This window comes from Anaplasma phagocytophilum str. Webster, assembly GCF_000964685.1.
GTDB classification, from domain to species: Bacteria; Pseudomonadota; Alphaproteobacteria; order Rickettsiales; family Anaplasmataceae; genus Anaplasma; species Anaplasma phagocytophilum.
Genome location: NZ_LANS01000001.1, coordinates 613,192 through 631,959 on the forward strand (window position 1 = coordinate 613,192; position 18,768 = coordinate 631,959).

The 18,768-nt window shown below is 41.9% G+C and carries 18 protein-coding genes, 1 tRNA gene and 2 pseudogenes; 12 read left to right on the plus strand and 9 right to left on the minus strand.

The annotated features are described in order from the left end of the window. The first annotated feature begins 5 nt into the window (after positions 1-5). From APHWEB_RS02570 to APHWEB_RS05995, 3 genes are all read left to right on the plus strand, one after another. The gene (locus APHWEB_RS02570) at positions 6-539 is read left to right on the plus strand and encodes a phosphopantothenoylcysteine decarboxylase (RefSeq protein WP_020849493.1); all 534 of its coding nucleotides are present in this window, start codon (positions 6-8) and stop codon (positions 537-539) included. A gap of 858 nt (positions 540-1,397) precedes the next feature. Beyond that, on the plus strand, positions 1,398-1,736 hold the full coding sequence (locus APHWEB_RS02575) for a hypothetical protein (protein ID WP_020849492.1): 339 nt from the start codon (positions 1,398-1,400) through the stop codon (positions 1,734-1,736). 71 nt (positions 1,737-1,807) lie between these two features. After that, the gene (locus APHWEB_RS05995; protein ID WP_011451316.1) at positions 1,808-2,107 is read left to right on the plus strand and encodes a cytochrome c oxidase subunit 3; all 300 of its coding nucleotides are present in this window, start codon (positions 1,808-1,810) and stop codon (positions 2,105-2,107) included. Positions 2,108-2,863: 756 nt separating this feature from the next. On the opposite strand, the gene APHWEB_RS02585 is transcribed toward APHWEB_RS05995, so the two are convergent. Beyond that, complete coding sequence (locus tag APHWEB_RS02585) at positions 2,864-3,199, minus strand: hypothetical protein (RefSeq protein ID WP_011451314.1); 336 nt, start codon at positions 3,197-3,199, stop codon at positions 2,864-2,866. A 265-nt stretch (positions 3,200-3,464) separates the two neighbouring features. Between APHWEB_RS02585 and ftsZ the strand changes: the two genes are divergently transcribed. From ftsZ to APHWEB_RS06000, 4 genes and pseudogenes are all read left to right on the plus strand, one after another. Then, complete coding sequence (gene ftsZ, locus APHWEB_RS02590) at positions 3,465-4,667, plus strand: cell division protein FtsZ (protein WP_011451313.1); 1,203 nt, start codon at positions 3,465-3,467, stop codon at positions 4,665-4,667. After that, the gene (locus tag APHWEB_RS02595) at positions 4,667-5,074 is read left to right on the plus strand and encodes an EVE domain-containing protein (protein WP_011451312.1); all 408 of its coding nucleotides are present in this window, start codon (positions 4,667-4,669) and stop codon (positions 5,072-5,074) included. Before ftsZ ends, APHWEB_RS02595 begins: the two co-directional genes overlap by 1 nt. Before the next feature lie 6 nt (positions 5,075-5,080). Next, complete coding sequence (ybeY, locus tag APHWEB_RS02600) at positions 5,081-5,545, plus strand: rRNA maturation RNase YbeY (RefSeq protein ID WP_011451311.1); 465 nt, start codon at positions 5,081-5,083, stop codon at positions 5,543-5,545. 652 nt (positions 5,546-6,197) lie between these two features. After that, positions 6,198-6,477, plus strand: a pseudogene (locus tag APHWEB_RS06000) (50S ribosomal protein L25); the annotation flags it as partial. Between the two features lie 399 nt (positions 6,478-6,876). On the opposite strand, the gene mnmE reads toward APHWEB_RS06000, so the two are convergent. The 4 genes from mnmE to ychF form a co-directional block, all read right to left on the minus strand. Continuing rightward, complete coding sequence (gene mnmE / locus APHWEB_RS02605; RefSeq protein ID WP_020849490.1) at positions 6,877-8,214, minus strand: tRNA uridine-5-carboxymethylaminomethyl(34) synthesis GTPase MnmE; 1,338 nt, start codon at positions 8,212-8,214, stop codon at positions 6,877-6,879. 201 nt (positions 8,215-8,415) lie between these two features. Further along, entirely contained in the window at positions 8,416-9,693 is a 1,278-nt protein-coding gene (locus APHWEB_RS02610) for a P44/Msp2 family outer membrane protein (RefSeq protein ID WP_020849489.1), read from the minus strand. Positions 9,694-9,957: 264 nt separating this feature from the next. Beyond that, positions 9,958-10,113 carry a hypothetical protein gene (locus APHWEB_RS02615; protein WP_162183389.1) on the minus strand — a complete coding sequence of 52 codons (156 nt, stop codon included), beginning with the start codon at positions 10,111-10,113 and terminating at the stop codon, positions 9,958-9,960. Positions 10,114-10,522: 409 nt separating this feature from the next. Continuing rightward, entirely contained in the window at positions 10,523-11,614 is a 1,092-nt protein-coding gene (ychF, locus tag APHWEB_RS02620) for a redox-regulated ATPase YchF (protein ID WP_011451307.1), read from the minus strand. Positions 11,615-11,860: 246 nt separating this feature from the next. Here ychF and APHWEB_RS06305 point away from each other — a divergent pair. After that, a pseudogene (locus APHWEB_RS06305) lies at positions 11,861-11,980 on the plus strand (P44/Msp2 family outer membrane protein); the annotation flags it as partial. A 582-nt stretch (positions 11,981-12,562) separates the two neighbouring features. Here APHWEB_RS06305 and APHWEB_RS02625 read toward each other — a convergent pair. The 3 genes from APHWEB_RS02625 to APHWEB_RS02630 form a co-directional block, all read right to left on the minus strand. Beyond that, a tRNA-Pro gene (locus APHWEB_RS02625) sits at positions 12,563-12,640 on the minus strand. After that, the gene (locus APHWEB_RS06005; RefSeq protein ID WP_080502941.1) at positions 12,631-13,005 is read right to left on the minus strand and encodes a MerR family transcriptional regulator; all 375 of its coding nucleotides are present in this window, start codon (positions 13,003-13,005) and stop codon (positions 12,631-12,633) included. The genes APHWEB_RS02625 and APHWEB_RS06005 overlap by 10 nt, the downstream gene beginning before the upstream one ends. Beyond that, positions 13,005-13,301, minus strand: a complete 297-nt coding sequence (locus tag APHWEB_RS02630; protein ID WP_021799148.1) for an integration host factor subunit alpha — start codon at positions 13,299-13,301, stop codon at positions 13,005-13,007. Before APHWEB_RS02630 ends, APHWEB_RS06005 begins: the two co-directional genes overlap by 1 nt. A 361-nt stretch (positions 13,302-13,662) precedes the next feature. Between APHWEB_RS02630 and APHWEB_RS02635 the strand changes: the two genes are divergently transcribed. Beyond that, complete coding sequence (locus APHWEB_RS02635) at positions 13,663-14,211, plus strand: TlpA family protein disulfide reductase (RefSeq protein WP_011451304.1); 549 nt, start codon at positions 13,663-13,665, stop codon at positions 14,209-14,211. Continuing rightward, positions 14,204-14,701 carry a 5-(carboxyamino)imidazole ribonucleotide mutase gene (purE, locus tag APHWEB_RS02640; protein WP_011451303.1) on the plus strand — a complete coding sequence of 166 codons (498 nt, stop codon included), beginning with the start codon at positions 14,204-14,206 and terminating at the stop codon, positions 14,699-14,701. Before APHWEB_RS02635 ends, purE begins: the two co-directional genes overlap by 8 nt. Before the next feature lie 324 nt (positions 14,702-15,025). Here the strand turns inward: purE and APHWEB_RS02645 are convergent, their stop codons facing one another. Then, positions 15,026-16,855 carry a hypothetical protein gene (locus APHWEB_RS02645; RefSeq protein ID WP_011451302.1) on the minus strand — a complete coding sequence of 610 codons (1,830 nt, stop codon included), beginning with the start codon at positions 16,853-16,855 and terminating at the stop codon, positions 15,026-15,028. 396 nt (positions 16,856-17,251) lie between these two features. Here APHWEB_RS02645 and APHWEB_RS02650 point away from each other — a divergent pair, with 396 nt between their 5' ends. Together APHWEB_RS02650 and ispF are read left to right on the plus strand one after the other, a co-directional pair. Then, positions 17,252-17,962, plus strand: a complete 711-nt coding sequence (locus APHWEB_RS02650) for an IspD/TarI family cytidylyltransferase (RefSeq protein WP_020849152.1) — start codon at positions 17,252-17,254, stop codon at positions 17,960-17,962. A gap of 236 nt (positions 17,963-18,198) precedes the next feature. Beyond that, positions 18,199-18,690: a 2-C-methyl-D-erythritol 2,4-cyclodiphosphate synthase gene (gene ispF, locus APHWEB_RS02655; protein WP_044104377.1), complete on the plus strand. Its 492-nt coding sequence runs from the start codon at positions 18,199-18,201 to the stop codon at positions 18,688-18,690. Positions 18,691-18,768: the final 78 nt, after the last annotated feature.

Here is an 18,768-nt window from a genome sequence, read left to right on the forward strand (position 1 = left end):
TAGAGATGGATATACTACTAATAATAACAGGCAGCGTTGCTGCTTATAAAGCACTTGAGGTTATCAGAGAGTTAAGAAGAAGAAAATACAATTTACGTTGCGTTTTAAGTAAGGCGGGAGAACAATTCATCACACCGCTGTCTGTCTCAGCGCTTTCTGATGCTAATACTTACACTGAGAGTGACTCCTTTTCTCCGCAGGAGTGTATGAAGCATATTTCTTTGTCCAGGGGTACAGACCTAATATTGGTTGTTCCCGCAAGCGCTGATATCATGGGAAAGGCGGCTCATGGTATATGTGATGATCTGCCTACTACGATTCTTATGGCGGCTAATGTGCCTGTGATAATGGCTCCGGCTATGAACACTGTAATGTGGCAATCTCCAGCTATGCAGCGTAATTTAAATACTTTAAAGCAGGACAAAGTCTTTATTATTGAACCGGAAACAGGGATACTTGCTTGCGGTGAGGAAGGCCCGGGAAAAATGGCAAAAGTTGAAGATATAGTGGCATTTGTGGAAAAATTTCAGAAATGTTAGTAGCGCTATAACTGCAACATTTCGGTTTCTGAACCTATCGCAATCAAGCTTCACATTTTTCATACAAATTTATGAAAGATGTCATGAGCCCGAAAGGGAATAACATCCAGGTGAGATGATAGACGTATTAAATCACCAGTAAAATAAACGGAGATGCCGTAAGGTATTTTGATTATCTATAACTAAAACACCAAAGCTAGAAGGAAGTGGAGCTGAGTAATGCAAGTCTTTATAGTGCCATGATGAGACGTCGATATATAGCCTATAACCAAAAGAAAAAAGTATCTCAGGATAGGTCTATACTTCTAGACGTTAAATGATCTTCAGAATAAATAAGGAGACAGCGTATCGTAACACTTCACTTAATAACCAGTTTGCGTCTTCTACCAATACTGCGAATAGCTATGTCAACGTAGTTCTTAGCCACCATAGTATAAAAGATGCATAACATCTCTACCACCACGAGCGTGTAGATCTACAACTTCTTCCCCGTAAAACTCCCAGGTTTTGGAAAGTATAAAACCGCAGCCTAATCTATTTACCTACCCCAACCATCGGCAGGAGCTTACAATATTTACATAGATTCCCGTGTACTACTATGAGGCTATGATACCCAACAATCTTGAGCCTTCTATGGGAAACCTTGGCTAAGATATTCTGATACCGGAGTTATCCTGTGTTGTTGACATGGCAAATAAATTATGAACATATGCGCCATGTAGAATGGCCTTCTTTATGCAAGGTGCGTACTTTGTGTTCATGAGTTGCCTTATTATCTAGACTACCATAAGCGCCTGGCACTGCATCTGGTACTTAAAGAAGACTATGTGAAAAAACTCTTAAACTGTACGCTCTGATATGCTTGATGCGCCTGAAATTCCCAAAGTTCCTCAAATACCAAGAATACCTGAAATACCGAGAATACCTGAAATTCCTGGGATACCCGAAATTTCTGAAATACCTGAAATGCCCGAGATGCCTAGAATTCCTGAAGCTCCCAAGATGCCGAAATTCCCGAGATCCCTGATAATGCCATCATTTGGTACTTTATGTTATAGTAGAAGGGTCAATGATGTTTGCACCTTTTACACTCTTAATAGTATTGAGATAGGCATCTTCTTGCATTACTGGTGCTGTGGTGCAGAACTATTTATCCACAACAAACTTTACATGTTTTGCACATTAAATTCTAACTAGGTTCTATGATATGCACTGCATGTCATGGATAAGGCATGGTTTGTTCTCTATAGAAAAAGCTAGCTCGTAATTTGTTATTTTCCGCATATCAGCTAGTAGATTTCACGGAGGAAGTATCCACAGTATGGTCACCTGTGGGAATAGAGTCCGCATGGTTTCTGCCATTTATGAACACGGTGACATTATTACTATTGGGGTGTACCATAACTTGGTCACATCACTATCTTATTATAGATGACATAAAGTCTTCGCTTGCTTTTACTATTGGTCTAATTTTCTCAACATTCCAACTTATGGAGTATTTACATGCTGACTTTGCTTTTAGCGAAGTGGGTTTGAAGGCTGTTTATTCTTCTCAAAAATCTCGATAATGTGCTCAATATCACTAGTATTACCGCGACCATAGCGCATAACTTATCGTTACCATTAAAAATAGGTTAATCTGTGAGTCACAACCACTGCTTGTATGTACGTGGTAATAGCAAAGCATTTTTTTTGCCAATACCATGACAGCGTTTTGCATGCTGAGGCTTCTACAACAGGAGACATTGCTTTCTGGAGTGTGTACAAGATCTTGTAGTGGGTGCTTTTTGGTGCGTGCGGGGCTGAGGCGTATTACCTAGTGTACAGGTAATATCTCTTGTTGCTGTGAGGGAATTGCAGGCCTTAGAAGATGGGGGTATGTGAAGTGGTTCAGGTTGGGTAAGCCATAACCACGGGAAATGTACCCTGTGATGGGTTGAAGACGCGGGTTGGGCTGTTGTACTAAAAAACCGTCTGGTTCTCTTTCTCTGATTGACTCCGGCACTATCTGTACTCTTTCTTCTGCTGATCTTAATGATAAGCTTTCTTACATCTTCTCTACTCTTACTGATATTATTCAGAAGTTTTCCATCTCTGTGGCTTCTAATGTTTTTGTTAATTTAAACCCAAGGCCTCTATGTTCCTTTGTTATGCTAGGGCTGTTCCTATCCTTGTTTTGAAGATTTTCCTTTCATAACACGATGATACATAAACAAGAATTGCATTACACCACCTAACTCCAAAAGACTTCAATACAAGACAACAACTGCACGCGCCTTTCTAACTTGAAAGGCACCCTATAACTCCACAAATGAGAGGCAACTTTATACCCTTCGCAGTATCAAACTGGTTTTTCCTCCATCAACTTCGATAAGCTCGAGGACCTTCTGATCCTTTTTCAAATTTACCTGCTTTAGATTTATGGAACCACTACGTGCTTGGCGTTCCCCGCAATCTATGCTTGCCCTATATACTCCATCATCAACAAATAGTTTGCCACTGAATGACTCGAACGCACCCAGGCCTCCACACAGCCAAAAAATGCCGCTAAACTCGTCACTCACAGTCAAATTCACTCTTCCACAATAGCGCACGCACGACCCAACACACAACTGTTGGATCTCCACATCAAATTCTCCTAGAGGTTCAACCCTATTCATGTTTTCTCGGTGCATCAATAAAAACTTGTTCCTACCATCTGCTTATTATACAGCTGTACAATACTGGCGCAAAAAGTGCCCTTGCCAGCTGATGATAATATTACTACTTTGGAATATTATCAACTTAAGATTTCTAGGCTAAACAATACTTTATTAAAAATCATTTCACAGTACTTTCCATATCGCATACTCAGGCAAACTTAAACTATTTACATTGGTGGACTAAAGTTGTACCATTCGGGATGGTGTAAGTTTTTATACGTTGATGTCGCTGCATGTTTATCTGCCTGATCAGTCTGTGATAAGGCCTCGTATTACCGTTTTAGGGGTTGGAGGCGCGGGAGGAAACGCAGTAAATAACATGATACAGTCTTGTTTGCAGGGCGTTAATTTTGTTGTGGCAAATACTGACGCTCAGGCGTTGGATTGTTCATTATCAGAGAAGAAGATCCAGTTGGGAATGAACCTCACAAAAGGTTTGGGGGCTGGTTCTCTGCCTGAGATTGGTCGTGGAGCGGCTGAGGAATCAATAGAGGAGATAATCGCAGAGATCTCAGATAGCAATATGCTATTTATAACTGCGGGTATGGGTGGAGGCACTGGAACTGGTGCAGCTCCTGTTATCGCTAAGGCTGCAAAAGACAGCAAAATTCTAACTGTGGGTGTGGTCACTAGGCCATTTCATTTCGAAGGTGCCCACAGGATGAAAACTGCGGAATACGGTCTGGAGGAGCTGCAAAAGCATGTTGATACCTTGATCGTAATTCCTAATCAGAATTTGTTTCGTATAGCTAACGAGAACACTACTTTCGCTGACGCGTTCAAGTTGGCCGACACTGTGTTGCATACAGGCGTGCGTGGTATCACAGACTTAATGGTTATGCCAGGGTTGATAAACCTAGACTTCGCTGACGTTAAGGTTGTCATGAGTGAGATGGGCAAGGCCATGATGGGTACGGGAGAGGCAGAGGGTGAGCATAGAGCAGTTGCTGCTGCCGAAGCTGCTATCTCTAATCCTTTGCTGGACAATATATCTATGAAGGGTGCGCGGGGTATTCTCATAAATATAACCGGTGGAATGGATATGACGCTGTTTGAGGTTGATGCTGCCGCAAACCGGATACGGGAGGAAGTTGATGAGGAGGCGAATATAATCTTCGGATCTACCTTCGATGAGAATAGTGCTGGTAGAATTAGGGTATCTGTTCTGGCTACGGGTATAGATAGTACTCATACTTCAAATCCCAAGGGTAGAATGACTAGGGGCTCGGAAAGTGATCTGGGTGTCTCGGATGTTGGGGGAGATTCCGCAAGAGTTGGGGTCTCTGGTTATGCTAGGGCTGGACAAGAGAGTAGTGGTGCTCCGGCAGAGGCTGATTTGTTTTCTCGTGGCTCTGGAAATCGCAATTCCTCTTTAAACTGGAATAGTAAGTCTTTTGATGTCCCTGCGTTTTTAAGAAAGAAGTAGTGCAAGAAAGAAGGTTTTGGCTCTTGAAATCTGAGCCAGCAGATTTTGCCTGGGGTGATATGCTTGCGGTGTGTGTCACTACGTGGGACGGTGTGAAGAATTATCAAGCCCAAGGTAATCTAAAAGCAGCATCAGTTGGGGATTTTGCTTTTTTTTATCACGCAGGTGCAGAGAAAGCTATAAAGGGAATAGTGAAGGTTTGCAGGGAGTTCTATATACCTGAAAATGATAGGTTTGGGTGTATCGATGTTGAATTCCATAGTGCTTTGAAGCGTAGTATCAGTTTGCAGGAAATCAAGTCAGTTGAGTCTTTAAGCAGTATGGCGATACTAAAACAACCTAGACTTTCCGTCTCCGAAGTTACTCCAGCTGAGTGGGATACGATAATAGAGATGTCAAATCAATAATTCAACATGCCTGTAGAAGTAAGCACTATTGATAGGAAATGGTATCGTATTATAAGGAAGCCCAAGGCTACGTCACAAGAAATAGTGTTGTTTGCTTTGCGCGAGCTTAAGGTAGATAGGTACAATCCCATTGTTTCTGTTGTTCTTGCGCATGATGCTCTTCTATTGGAGTTAAATCACAAATATAGAAACATAAACAAACCTACGAACGTTTTATCCTTCAACTATGAGGCTCTTTCGCACAATTGTTGTTTAGGTGAAATATTTTTATCCATAGATAGGCTTACGTACGAGTCAAAAACCTTGGGAGTAGAGGTCCACGCTCATTTCACTCACATGTTAATACATGGAGTGTTGCATATATTGGGTTACGATCATGAAGTTCCCGAAGATGCCCAAGAAATGCAAGCTCTTGAAATTGATTTGTTGAGTAAGCGATCTATAGAAAACCCGTATTTAATACAGGAATAACTATCAAGCAATCTGACAAAATACTCTGGCATTATTGCATGAGCATTTATGATGCACAGGGTAGGGTATCGAGAAATACTAGTTTATTGCAAGTAGAATGCTCAGTACCAGTATGATAAGCCTACATCGCTTGACTGCGTGGCCATGCAGATATGTACCGTATATCCAAAATTTTTTCCAATTAGAAGAAAATGCTGTGAGCCCGAAAGGGAATAACATCCAGGTGAGATGATAGACGTATTAAATCACCAGTAAAATAAACGGAGATGCCGTAAGGTATTTTGATTATCTATAACTAAAACACCAAAGCTAGAAGGAAGTGGAGCTGAGTAATGCAAGTCTTTATAGTGCCATGATGAGACGTTGATATATAGCCTATAACCAAAAGAAAAAAGTATCTCAGGATAGGTCTATACTTCTAGACGTTAAATGATCTTCAGAATGAATAAGGAAACAGCGTATCGTAACACTTCACTTAATAACCAGTTTGCGTCTTCTACCAATACTGAGAATAGCTATGTCAACGTAGTTCTTAGCCACCATAGTATAAAAGATGCATAACATCTCTACTACCACGAGCGTGTAGTTCTACAACTTCTTCCCCGTAAAACTCCCAGGTTTTGCTGAGAAAAAAGAGTACGTGATTACTGAAGATATATAAAAGCATCCAGTAAGTGGTGCAATAGCGCATGTTGACTTTCAGTTTGTAGCTCAAGATGCTGAAATGAAAATGGAAGTACCACTAGTGTTCTTAAATGAACAAAAATGCATCGGGGTGAAGCGTGGTGGTGTAATAAACTTACTCCGGTCACTAGATAATTCGTTGTTCACCGCATCATATCCCAAAGAGTTTGGAAGTGGATTTGATAGATGTGGCAATTGGTCACTCTTTGCACGTAAGTGATTTGAAGTTACCTAGCACCATTAACGTTGTACGGATTGTAGTAGAGTTTTTCCTCTTCCGAGTGGTGACATCAATATAAAACTTACGCTTAGAATTTGCAATTTTCTTGGTAGCACGCTCTTGTTCCCATGGGTATCTCTTGGATTATTCATTTTCAGTCCATTTTTGTGTGTTGATACTTCCCAGGATGCACGAAACTTTAGTACTGTGTATTGTGGGACCTCTACCAGTGCATTTCCTTATTCCTAGGTGCGGATGCGCTTGGAAACAATAATAAATTGTGCCTTTTTTATACCAGCTGTTACTGTGACACACGAGTATCTGCTCGTAAGAACTCTTCACACTTTCACGCTCAACCCAGGTATTTCCCTTGATACTTCACCTACGTCCGGTCCATAAAAACAATAGTTAACTACCGGTACCTGGTTTATTTCCCAATACAAAATTTACTGAAAATGTCGTCCAGAATGTCATCACCACTAACAGCACCTGTAACCCTTCCCAACTCATATGCGGCTATTCTGAGGTGCTCTGCTACAATCTCAATAGGCATCACCTTAGAAACAGCATCCACAGCCTGCAGAGCTTTCTGTAAGTGGCTTCTATGCCTTTGAGAAGTGATAAATACATCTCCTTCCTGGGGAAAACTGTCCCTCGACTTTTCTTGTATTAGAGTTAGTAGCTTGCCAATTCCCCTATCTTGATGCACTGATATAAGGTGAAACTCCTTTCCGTCTATACACTTGGATTCAGGTAAATCAACATTATCAGCCTTGCTAAGTACCAAAATGGTTTTTTCATCTTGTAGATCGCATATCGGGTCAATTCCCTGCATAGATGTTGTTTCATAGGGGTACATCACAATTTTAATATCAGCTTCTTCAGCCGCCATTTTTGCACGTTTTATGCCTTCTTGTTCAATTCCATCACAGCTTTCTCTAATGCCTGCTGTATCCAATACTATGTAGGGATATCCCCCAATATCGATGGCAACTTCTAACACATCTCTTGTTGTTCCTGGGTGTTCGGACACAATTGCTGCATTGCGCCGTGCTATACTATTAAACAGGGTAGACTTACCTGCATTTGGAGGGCCAAGAATAACAACCCTTACACCACTACGTAGTCTTTCTCCTCTATGGCCATCATTAAGGTACTGCCCAAGGACAGCACATAACTTTTCGATGTTATTATATATACCACCCAGCACACATGAAGAATCAACATCTTCTGGAAAATCTATACAGGCTTCAAGATCCGTGAGTATATCAAGAAGAATACTCCTCCACTGATCATACTGCTTCTCTAATTTGCCTGTAGACTGTGCCAAAGCTTGTCGTAATTGTGCATCCGTTTCGGCATTAATGAGATCTGCTATTCCCTCAGCTCTAGTAAGGTCTATCTTACCATTTAGATATGCACGTAGGGAGAATTCCCCTGGCTCGGCTATACGAATAAATGTTTGTAATTCTTCATATAAGAGACGAATAACGGCTCTACTACCATGAACTTGTAGTTCAACAACGTCTTCTCCTGTAAAACTGCCAGGTTTTGGAAAGTATAGGACAACTGCCTGATCTATTAGTCTACCCTTACTATCATGTAGGAGCCTACAATGCGCTACTCTGGGACTAATATCATCTTTTACACCCAGCAATCTTAAGGCTTCCATAGAACTTGGCCCTGAGATTCTTATCACTGCCACTCCTGACTTCCCCTGCGCTGTAGACAGGGCAAATATGGTATCTGTTTGCCGCTTTACCACTCATTCCTCCGCCTTATAGAATGTCGTTACGAATTGACATTCCATTTATCAATAGTACCAAAATAAAATCTATTTCAATAAAATACATGCTTCTTGTTCTATATAAGTGTGCTTGCAAGGGAGTTATGCTCGTTTCTAACACGGAGTATACATTTTAAAGAACGCTAGAATGACCTGTTCTAAAGAAATTTATAAGGCGTATTAAAAAGCGAACCTAACACCAAATTCCCCACCGACATAAGCCATGGAGAAGTTAGCAATAGCAGTATCCTTAGTACGACCCGCCGGACTAGTATCATCTACAAGACGTTGAGCCGGCAGATCATCATAAACACCATCACCAACAACGCGATGGTAGAAGCCACCTGCAAAAGCCGAGATTTCAGGAGAGAGCTGATAACTCAAGCCAGCCTTTAACCTATAAGCAAGCTTAGGAGTGATATGCCCATCAACAACGCCCACGAAGTTCCCACCGAGACCAACGCAAGCATAAGGAACAACGCCTAAACCTTCACTAAGAAGATCATAGCAAGCATTGACCATCACAGAAGTAGAAGAAACGGCCCTAATCTCAATAACCTCACCACCTTCAATAGTTTTAGCTAGTAACCCTGCTACTATGGTTTTTTCCTCGGGGGTTAGCTCCTGTACTAGGTCTTTCGCGACGGCTGTGGCGTTGTCGTTCGCAACTGGATCACTTGCCCCCTGTTGTTTGCCTGTGGACGTTGGCCAATTCTTACTTCCATCTCCCTTCAACGCACCTCTCACAAAGTCCTTGAGAACTTCCCCATTGACGGACCCGTTGTTCGTCCCAGAAGTACCAGCTCCGTGGGCTTTCCCACCACACAACGCAACACCCCCATCGTTGCTTCCGCTTTCCGTTACCTCTACATATTTCGCGTAGTTCGTGCTCCCCTTCTTCGTCACACAAACCTTCCCATCGATATTAGGATGAGAAACCCCAACCGCCTTAGCAAACTGAACGATGTCTTTACCAGAAGTCTTGGCAAGAGCAGCAGAAAGCTTATCAGTCTGTCCAGTAACAACATCATAAGCTAACTCCTTAGCTAGTAGATATACTGTATCAGCATCATCTTCCTTACTACCACTATCTCTAATACCCTTGGTCTTGAAGCGCTCGTAACCAATCTCAAGCTCAACCCTGGCACCACCAATACCATAACCAACACTGCCTTCCATAGCTACAAGCATGTTGTCCTTAAACCCAATCCGAGGATCAGGAGTGTTCCAGTCAAACTTGTGTGACTCAAGCTTTACACTCTTTCCATCCTTTAAGTATGGATATACTGCCTTAGTCTCTCCGTTACTCTCCCTTATACTAAAATCTCTTATCTTGCTAAACGCTGGACTGTAATCCAAACCAACATAGAAATATCCCGCACCACCAGTCTCCAAAGCGCTAACGTCATCATGAGCCCTGACATCATTCCCAGCCATGACTATAGCCAACGACATCATTACGCTTCCTAAATAATAGCTTATTTCCAATAATACCCGCGGGATCTAGATTTGGTTTACAGCTTTGAGAGCGCATTCACTAATGTTTTCGAAACTGCAAGAGATGCCACAGAACAGTATCTCAGTGATATCTTTGCTATGGGATTTTATAGGGTAACTCTCCCAATACCTCAGGAAACAATTATAGCGTCTATCCAATAATCGATCCATAAATAGCGCAATCATAGAACCACTAATATAAGTAATCCTACCTGAGAATAACACTCAAGGCATACACAGTATCAAGGGCACTAGATATAAAAACTCCTTCAAAACACCGTAAAACGCGCATAATGGTATCAACTTCCCGGATGTGGCCGAGAGAAACTTGTTCCCCGAAACCTTCTCCCGCACCGCAGCCATACGACTCATAACAGACATATCTGAGAGGGTACAACATTTTGGTGACTGTATTTAAATGCTCAGAACACCATAATGCGCATTTTCCTATGTGAAAACAGGATGATAAGATTGAGAGTAAGTACATTTCCTACGATGATATAGAAAACACTGACGCACTTCACACTTCCCCATGCATCTACTCTACATACGGTAGAGCATCACCTAGAAAACCTGAACCACAAGGGAAAAGATTACATGGTGCCAATATGCCTACGCACTCGCATAAACTCACCACAGATAGTTCACGCCATCGAAAAAGCTAAGGTGTACACTACACCTTAGGGAGCAAAGTACTACCTCATCGCAAACACAACTCATGCCTACTCAGCAGCATTCGCCCACTTCTAAGCTAATGCCTACGCCACTTAGAAACTCTCTTCGCACAATGTTACTTGTTGACTCTAAAGTGCATTATGTCCCCATCTTGTACTATATAATCTCTGCCTTCAAACCGTACCTTACCAGCCTTTTTACATTCAGCCTCACCCCCACATTGAATGTAGTCCTCAAAGCTTATAGTTTCAGCCTTTATGAAACCCTTTTCAAAGTCGGTGTGTATAGTTCCAGCAGCTTTATCCGCGGGCGTATTGCGCATTATAGACCACGCACGCGCCTCCTTGGGGCCTAGGGTAAAGAAAGTTATGAGATCTAATAAATTGTAAATTGTTCTTACCGCTGTATCGATACCCGATTCCGCCATACCCAGCTCTTCAAGAAAATTACTTCTCATCTCTTCATCTTCGAAGCTGAGTATATCTGTTTCTAGCTTCGCCGAAAGATAACAGCAATGGCTGCCAGAGCGTTGCGCCATCTCTTTTACAGCCTCAACTAGGGCATTACCAGTAGCCGCATTAGTGTCCTCCACATTACATACGTACATAACGGGTTTGCTAGTTAAAAGCTGCAAGTGCTTAAGCTCCTGGGGAGCAACATCCGCTACAGATCTTGCAGGTCTACCGTCCTCCAAAGCTGCTAAAATCTTTTCTAGTAGTTCCTTTTGACTATGTTGTGTTTTGTCGGACTTAGCTGCTTTGGCAACGTTCATAATGCGACGCTTCACGCTTTCCATATCAGCCATGATCAGTTCCATTTCCACGATTTCTGCATCATGCACTGGGTTAACAGCATTATTCACATGCTGTATATCCTCATCTTCAAAACACCGTAAAACGTGCATAATGGCATCAACTTCCCGGATATGGCCGAGAAACTTGTTCCCCAAACCTTCTCCTGCACTCGCCCCACGCACCAAACCCGCAATATCAACGAATTCTACCTGGCTGAAAATAGTATTCTGCGAACCTGCCATGGATGCCAAGGTTTTGAGTCTAGCATCTCTGACAATAGTCCTGCCCGCATTAGGCTCTATCGTACAGAACGGATAGTTAGCCACCTCTGCAAGCGTGGTTTGTGTTAGAGCATTAAATAATGTAGACTTCCCAACATTAGGTAGGCCTACTATCCCGCAGTTTAGTCCCATCTGGCTCAATGATACGTACTATATAAAAGACGCCTCATTTTAACATCGAATACGTGTTTGCGATACAACATTTGTGAGCATTTTGGGTGCTTATAGGAGTAATTACAGCGTAAGTCTTTCAGAAGTTCATGTCTCCGTAAAAATGGCCATATCTCATATCTTCAAGGCCTTGGCACTCAAAAGTGATAGTATACGCCTGCGGGGAGGATGCATGATAGCAATGCCAAAGAGGGTACACCGATCAATAATGCCGTAGCCACGGACCTAGTAGCGCTTAATCGTGACGAAAAAACCATAGTAGCAGGGCTACTGGCTAAAACTATTGAAGGGGGCGAGGTTGTTGAGAGATGCCTATCTACCTCCACTTAGACATAGTGTACTTGGGGATGGAAGATTATGCATAGAGTTCGTGTTGTGGAGGCGCGTTATAGTAGCATAACGTGCAGACGCCGAGTTCTCTACTATACTGTTCAAGGTTTATACCTAGGACCCTATTTAGATCATTGCTGGGGCTATTGAGATTAGGGCGGTTTCTTCTACCTTCATAAGGATCAGAGACGAATTGCCATCACTTCTGCCTTGTTAACTTGGGAATGGAAGATTGGACATATAGTTTGTGCTGTCTGTGAATACGTTTACGTTACAGCAATCTAATATCTGAGACTTTTGGTACTATTCAGGCGCTTGGTTTATACCGGGAGAAGCTATCTAGGATATCATTTCAGATACAATATGAAGTGACATATTACTCATATCGGTGAGATTAGGGCGGTTTCTTCTGCCCGCAGCATGGTTAGTTTGATACGAGGCTGTTCAGGATAGGTATGGCGCTCTAAGGTATCGTAGTTAGTGATGTGCAGTACTAATGAATGGTCTCAACAGAGTTGCGCTGTAAGAGAACGGGACAGGAGCCGACAGTACAAAAACTATCTAAGTGGTCAACTCAAATGGTCGGAATGACGGGATTCGAACCCATGACCTCCAGTCCCCCAGACTGACGCGCTAACCAGGCTGCGCTACATTCCGTTCAATTTTTTTGTAAGCATTTCTCGCATAGCCAACATATTCTCAAGCAACTGAGTAAGTGCGATATCGTTTGTTTTCGCAACCTTTGAAACACTGTGCTGCTTTTTTAGCTCTGCCTGTGCGCCCTTGATCGTGTATCCAAGGTCATATAGCATATGCTTTATTTTCTTTATGATCTCAATATCATTTTTGCCATATAAGCGCCTTCCTCTCCTTTTTATAGGGCTTATTTGTGAAAACTTGCTTTCCCAGAAACGCAGCACATACTGCTCAACACCTACTTCTTTGGCTACTGTACCTATTGGAACAAACACCTTGTCCGAGCTTTGTTTATGGTCCGATATGTTATCAAGATCACTATAAATCACGTTTCATCACCGTTTATAAATCTTTTCACCGTTACCGAAGGACAAAAAGTTACAGTATTATGCTCTTCTACCACAAACTTTTCCAAAGTTTTAGGATTTCGACCAACACGTTCCTTCTTTCTGATCACCTTGAAAATACCAAACGAAGATATCTTAAGGGAGCCACAACGGACAAGAGAAGATGACATCTCATCCAATATCTCTCCCACAATGGCCAAAGAATCTTCTCTTGATAAACCTATTTCCCTATTAATCATGGAGGCAATTCGGGCCTTTGTGAGTGTCTGAACCATAGAATACCATGCACAGCAGACCATATTGCGCTAAGTCTACACAATAAGAAGAAAGTATCAAGCCTATATGTGTGCGTAAGGCTGCTCAATAAATGACAGTACCGACCATATTGTATCCAGAAAATTCAACGGCAAGCTACGTACTACCCTTCTCATTCAATTCCCAGTTAATATAGATGTATTTTTGTTGTTTGGCATAGTTCGGCATCCAAACGCAATATTTTACTGCCGGGGCTCATGAAAATTCTTAATTCATGTACCAAGCTACGTCAATAAGACGAAGCCTCAACAAAAAACCTTGTAGGTTAGTAAATGCATACCCATAATTGGGCTGTGTTTATCGTACTGATTAGAGGAATTCATGGTTCCCAAGATACTGTATAACAAGTACTTCATAGCAGTATTTTGTGTTATTGCGCTTGCATCCTTTGCGCTCATAGGTAGCATTGATAACGCTGAGTATGAGCTCGAAAAAGCCGAAATACACATTAAAGAAATAAACTCAGATGAAGCTCTATATAAGTTGGTTTCTGACATAGGTTCAGGGCCTACGCTCCTGGTATTGTATACGTCGTGGTGTAGTAACTGTATAGAAAAGATGCCTGATATTATTGAAGCTCTTAGCCGCTATAGAGATGTAAAGCCAATGATCATCTCCCTTGACACTAGTAGAAGTAAATTGGCTGCTTTCCTGCGAGATCAGAAAATTATAAATTTTGAGCCGTATAACGTCTCTTCCGAGTATCACGGCAAATTGGCATATGCACTCTCTGGTAAGGGAGTATATTTTTCTGGGAAGATACCGTTTATTGCCATAATCGGGGATAATACTGCACCAATTACAAATGTATATAACAAGCGTGCGCTTTTTGCCGCAATAGCGTCTGTATCGAAGGCTAACAATGAATGAACCTAAATTGCCTCCTGTGCCCGTGGCTGTGATAATGGGTAGTAAATCAGATCTTCCTACTATGAGTGCAGCAATTTCTGTGCTAGATGAGCTCATGATAGCCCATGAGGCGCTTGTTGTGTCTGCTCATAGAACACCTGAAAGGTTATTTAATTTCGCCAAGTCAGCTCATGAAACAGGGTTTAAGGTCATTATCGCCGGAGCAGGTGGAGCAGCTCACTTGCCCGGTATGGTAGCAGCACTTACTCATATTCCAGTAATAGGTGTGCCTGTAATGAGTGAGTGTTTGAAAGGGATGGATAGCCTGCTTTCTATAGTGCAAATGCCTAAGGGGACGCCTGTGGCAACTATGGCTATTGGCCCCGCAGGGGCTTTTAATGCTGCAGTACTTGCCGCGTCTATTATTGGACTGTGGGATGAAAATGTCTCTTTGCGACTACAAAACTGGAAGCAGAAAATTACTGATTCTGTCTCAATAACACCTTACTAGACCTGTTTTGTGTAGATAGTCCGGAAAGTATACTACCAAAGTTCCAGCGTGTGACAGCAAATGGTTCGGTTTATTGTGTGTTGGTGCTGAAGTTGCAAGTCAGTAACCTGTTGCCTGATCTATGAATCTGGAGGTTTATGGGTATGTCGTCGGCAGGTTACCGAGGGAGTATACTGCACAGGTGTGGGGAATGCAGTACGCGTACCAACTGTGATTCATTGGAGGTAGGGTTGCCAGATTTAATTGCCAGGGTCAAACGTTCTTCTAACTCTGGCTATTCTATCTGCTTTGTGCAAACTGTGGGTGTGTACATAACGCGCGATATTATCGCGCATTTTCAGATATGATCTTGCCAACATGTAAAGCTTTCTGAGCAATAACGGGCTGTGATGTAACGTTGGTGCTCTGCGATAAAGCTGGAGGTATATCATCAAGAGAAGCAAAAACACTATTCAGCACGCCGCTCATACAATTGATATCTTTGTGCGCACTTTCCGGACTTTGCATTAGCTTCATCATATACGGTATCAAGATTAGGCGTGAAGCACATGACTTGATGTTTTCCAGCTCTTCGTACCCCTTCGCGTTTTCTTCCAGGCCATTTTGCACGATGGAGAACATGCTCCTGTAAAAACATTTTTGTTTTCCTTCATGATTGAGTACACCATTTTTGCCGAATAGTGCCATGACACAATTTCGTGAGATGTTTTTACAAATATCTCGGTACTGGTGAAGAGATGATGACTCTTTTTCTATTATGTTGCAAAGTGTTTCAGAGAGCCCATATATAGGTGCAAGTTCCTTAGTTAAAGCATCATAAATGTCAGCTAGTACCTCATGAACAGCTAGGTTGTCATTAAAAAGGGTCTTGCTCAAACCTGGGAAACTATTCTTAAGTTTTTTCTTTGCTCTTTCATATACACAAGCTGATTTATAGTGACCAGTTGCTTGCATTCGGGCGTGCGTTTCTAGAAGTATAACACACGTAGCAATAGGCTCTGCATCTACTTCTGAAACTACCACAGTACGTAAGACTGCTTGCAAACAGTTCCCGTGAAGCTGTAGACACTGTTCTATAGAAATCTTAGTTTCCGTTACGCTATTTTGTAAAATGTCTGCAATGCTTGCATAGCAGGCATTAAGAATACTTTTGTAGTTTAATAGTTTTCTTGCATTTTTCCTCTGATCGGCTTGCAAAATGGTATGAATAACATCAAGATGCAATTCCAAATATTGCCTCAGGTCTTCTGATGTATCTTTGAACTTTGTTTCATTAAGGCGCATACGCTCTGCCAATGCTGCAATCTCGTCACGTGTTGTTTTTGATGATGCCTGAGAATTGTGGAGCATATTCTTGAGAAAGTTCCGCATGCATTCATCCATTTTTTCTAGATGTGCAGTCACTCTAGAGCCCAAAGTATGGATGAGGTTTTTGTTATCTCTCTGTATTTTCTCTTCTATATGTCCAAGACTTCCAGACGAAATACTATTGGATTCTAGCAAATCTATGCGCGTTTTTATGAACTCAGATGAGATACGAAGGTTTTTCTGAGCCATTAGTACTTGGTAGTCTATTGTAGGCCTTAATTCGGCGTAAATTCTCGTATTCTGGCATAACTGGGATGACAATTCATCCTGCGTTTTTTGCGCTTTACCATGGATAGTAGCGTATGTAAGACAACAAGCGGTAAATAAAACACAAGATATAATTAAGATCGCGAGAGTCACTTTAGTTGATAGAGATTTGCTACTAGATTGGAAAATGTTCCATAGCGCATAAAAAACGTTACCCTCTTCATGGCATTCTGGGTTAATCGCTATAGCGCATAATGTTATTACCGTGGATAGAAAGCTAAGAAAAATTACAAGCATGGTTAGGAACTCGAGCCAGCTGTACCATACACTGGTAGACGTATACTCACGATTCTTTATCTCGCGTTGCTCATTCTGCAGCTTCCTTATGAAACGCAAAAGAACATCGATATCTGTTTTGGTAGCACAAATGATCTCAGCGGCATCATCCTGCATTTCAGCATTCAACTGCGCCGCAACCCTTTCCGCTGCTAAATCTGTTCTTAGTAATGTCTCAATTGTTGATTCTGCCTCGATCGCAGCAACTGAATTATTCCCCGCAATATCGTCTTCTATAGACATATAAACCCATCTCACAACTCTTTTCTTTCAAATGAGCTCTTTTGATGAGTAATAGCGAGACGCATTGGAAAACACAACGCTTGTGTACTAAAACCCATGCACCATAAGTAGTGTAATTATATGACAGCAGCCACAATCTTTGTGTAGCTCAGACACAACAATGTGTGACATCTAACTTACAGTATGTCCATATCAGAAAATCAGGACAAATTTACAACCGAACATGCTACCCCGTATATTACATTTGCTTTTGCATAAGAGCAACATTACTATGATACTAACTGTAATAATAGTGGCAAAAGTTGTATAACGCGCTACTAGCCGGCTTTATATGCATATCAAAGTGTAGTATGTTGCTATAAATTGCCAGATTATCTTTTGTTTGCTTGGAGAACTATGATGCCTCTTTTCGTTGTACTTATAGTAGCTGCTGGAGAAAGCAGGAGATTGGGAAATAAGAACCAACTGAAGCAATATCTCAGGATTCAACGTCATTCTGTGCTTGCGCATACCATCACTCAGATGGTTACTTCATTTGTACATTCTGTGAAGGTTGTGATCGGACAGGGGCAGGATGCTTTCTACGAACATTCCCTCTTATCTCTTCCTAAAAAGGTGACGGATTTGCTTATACCACCAGTATATGGTGGAGCTCGCAGACAAGATTCTGTGCGCATAGGTTTGGAAAGCATTGAACACATTAATCCAGAATTTGTAATAATACATGATGCCTGTCGCCCTTTTGCTAGTTTGCCAAGTGCTGACGTTATAACTTACCATCTACGGGATCATGCTGGGATTGTACCTGTTTTGCAGCCTAGCGATACCATAAGTCGGGTTGAAAACTCAGTTATTATGGAGGAAATAGCGAAGGATTCCGTTAGAATAGTTCAGACACCTCAAATATACAGGTACAAGGATATTTTGAGATGTCACAAAGAAGTTTACAGCACAGATCCGGAGAAATATTTCTCAGATGAGTCATCAGTAATGGTAGCGTGTGGGATGTCAGTTATCACTACAGAGGGAGATTATAACAACTTTAAGATTACTACCGCCGAGGATGTTACTAGGGCTGAGTTGTATATGCAACACATGGGTAGTTAGAAGTGTGCTAGTTTTGATAGGTTGTGGGGCCTTTAAATGGTGTGATTTTATTGTTCTGCTATGCTACCACGACTTGGATTTTGTGCATCATGTGTAATAAACTGCGAACGTGGGATGTTTGCGCCTGCATTTACTAAACAGTGTGAGTAGTGGTAGAGCGGTGTAAATTGCTTATTGAGTCTGTATGATTTATACCGGCGGGGTGTTTTGTCATATTGTAAGTGGGGTACTTAGGGATGCCGTTCAGAGTGGGAATGGGTTTTGATGTACATAGATTTACCGAGTCAAGAGAGGAAGGGCAGTACATACCCATATGTGGAATAAAGGTAGCGCATACACAGGGAATAGTTGCGCATTCGGATGGGGATGTTGCACTTCATGCACTTACAGATGCATTATTAGGCTGCATGGGAGAGGGGAGTATAGGGCAGCATTTTCCTAATAGTGATCCTCAATGGAAGAATGCAAGCTCATCTTATTTCTTGTTGGAAGCACAAAAAAAGGCTGCCGCAAAATCTTATGCGATACTAAATTTTGACGTGACTATAGTGTGTGAGCAACCAAAAATAATGCCCCATGTACCTAAAATGAAAGAGTTTCTGTCTAAGCTGTTAGATGTTGATGTATCACAAATGAACATTAAGGCAGTAACGACGGAAAAGCTTGGGTTTTTGGGTCGTGGTGAAGGTATTGCAGCACATGCCGTGTTGATGTGTTATAGGGTGTAACTCAAAACCAGCTCTTAATCTTTGGAGTTCTATAGGCACAACTTCCTAACGTCTCAGGAAACTACAAGATATCAGTGT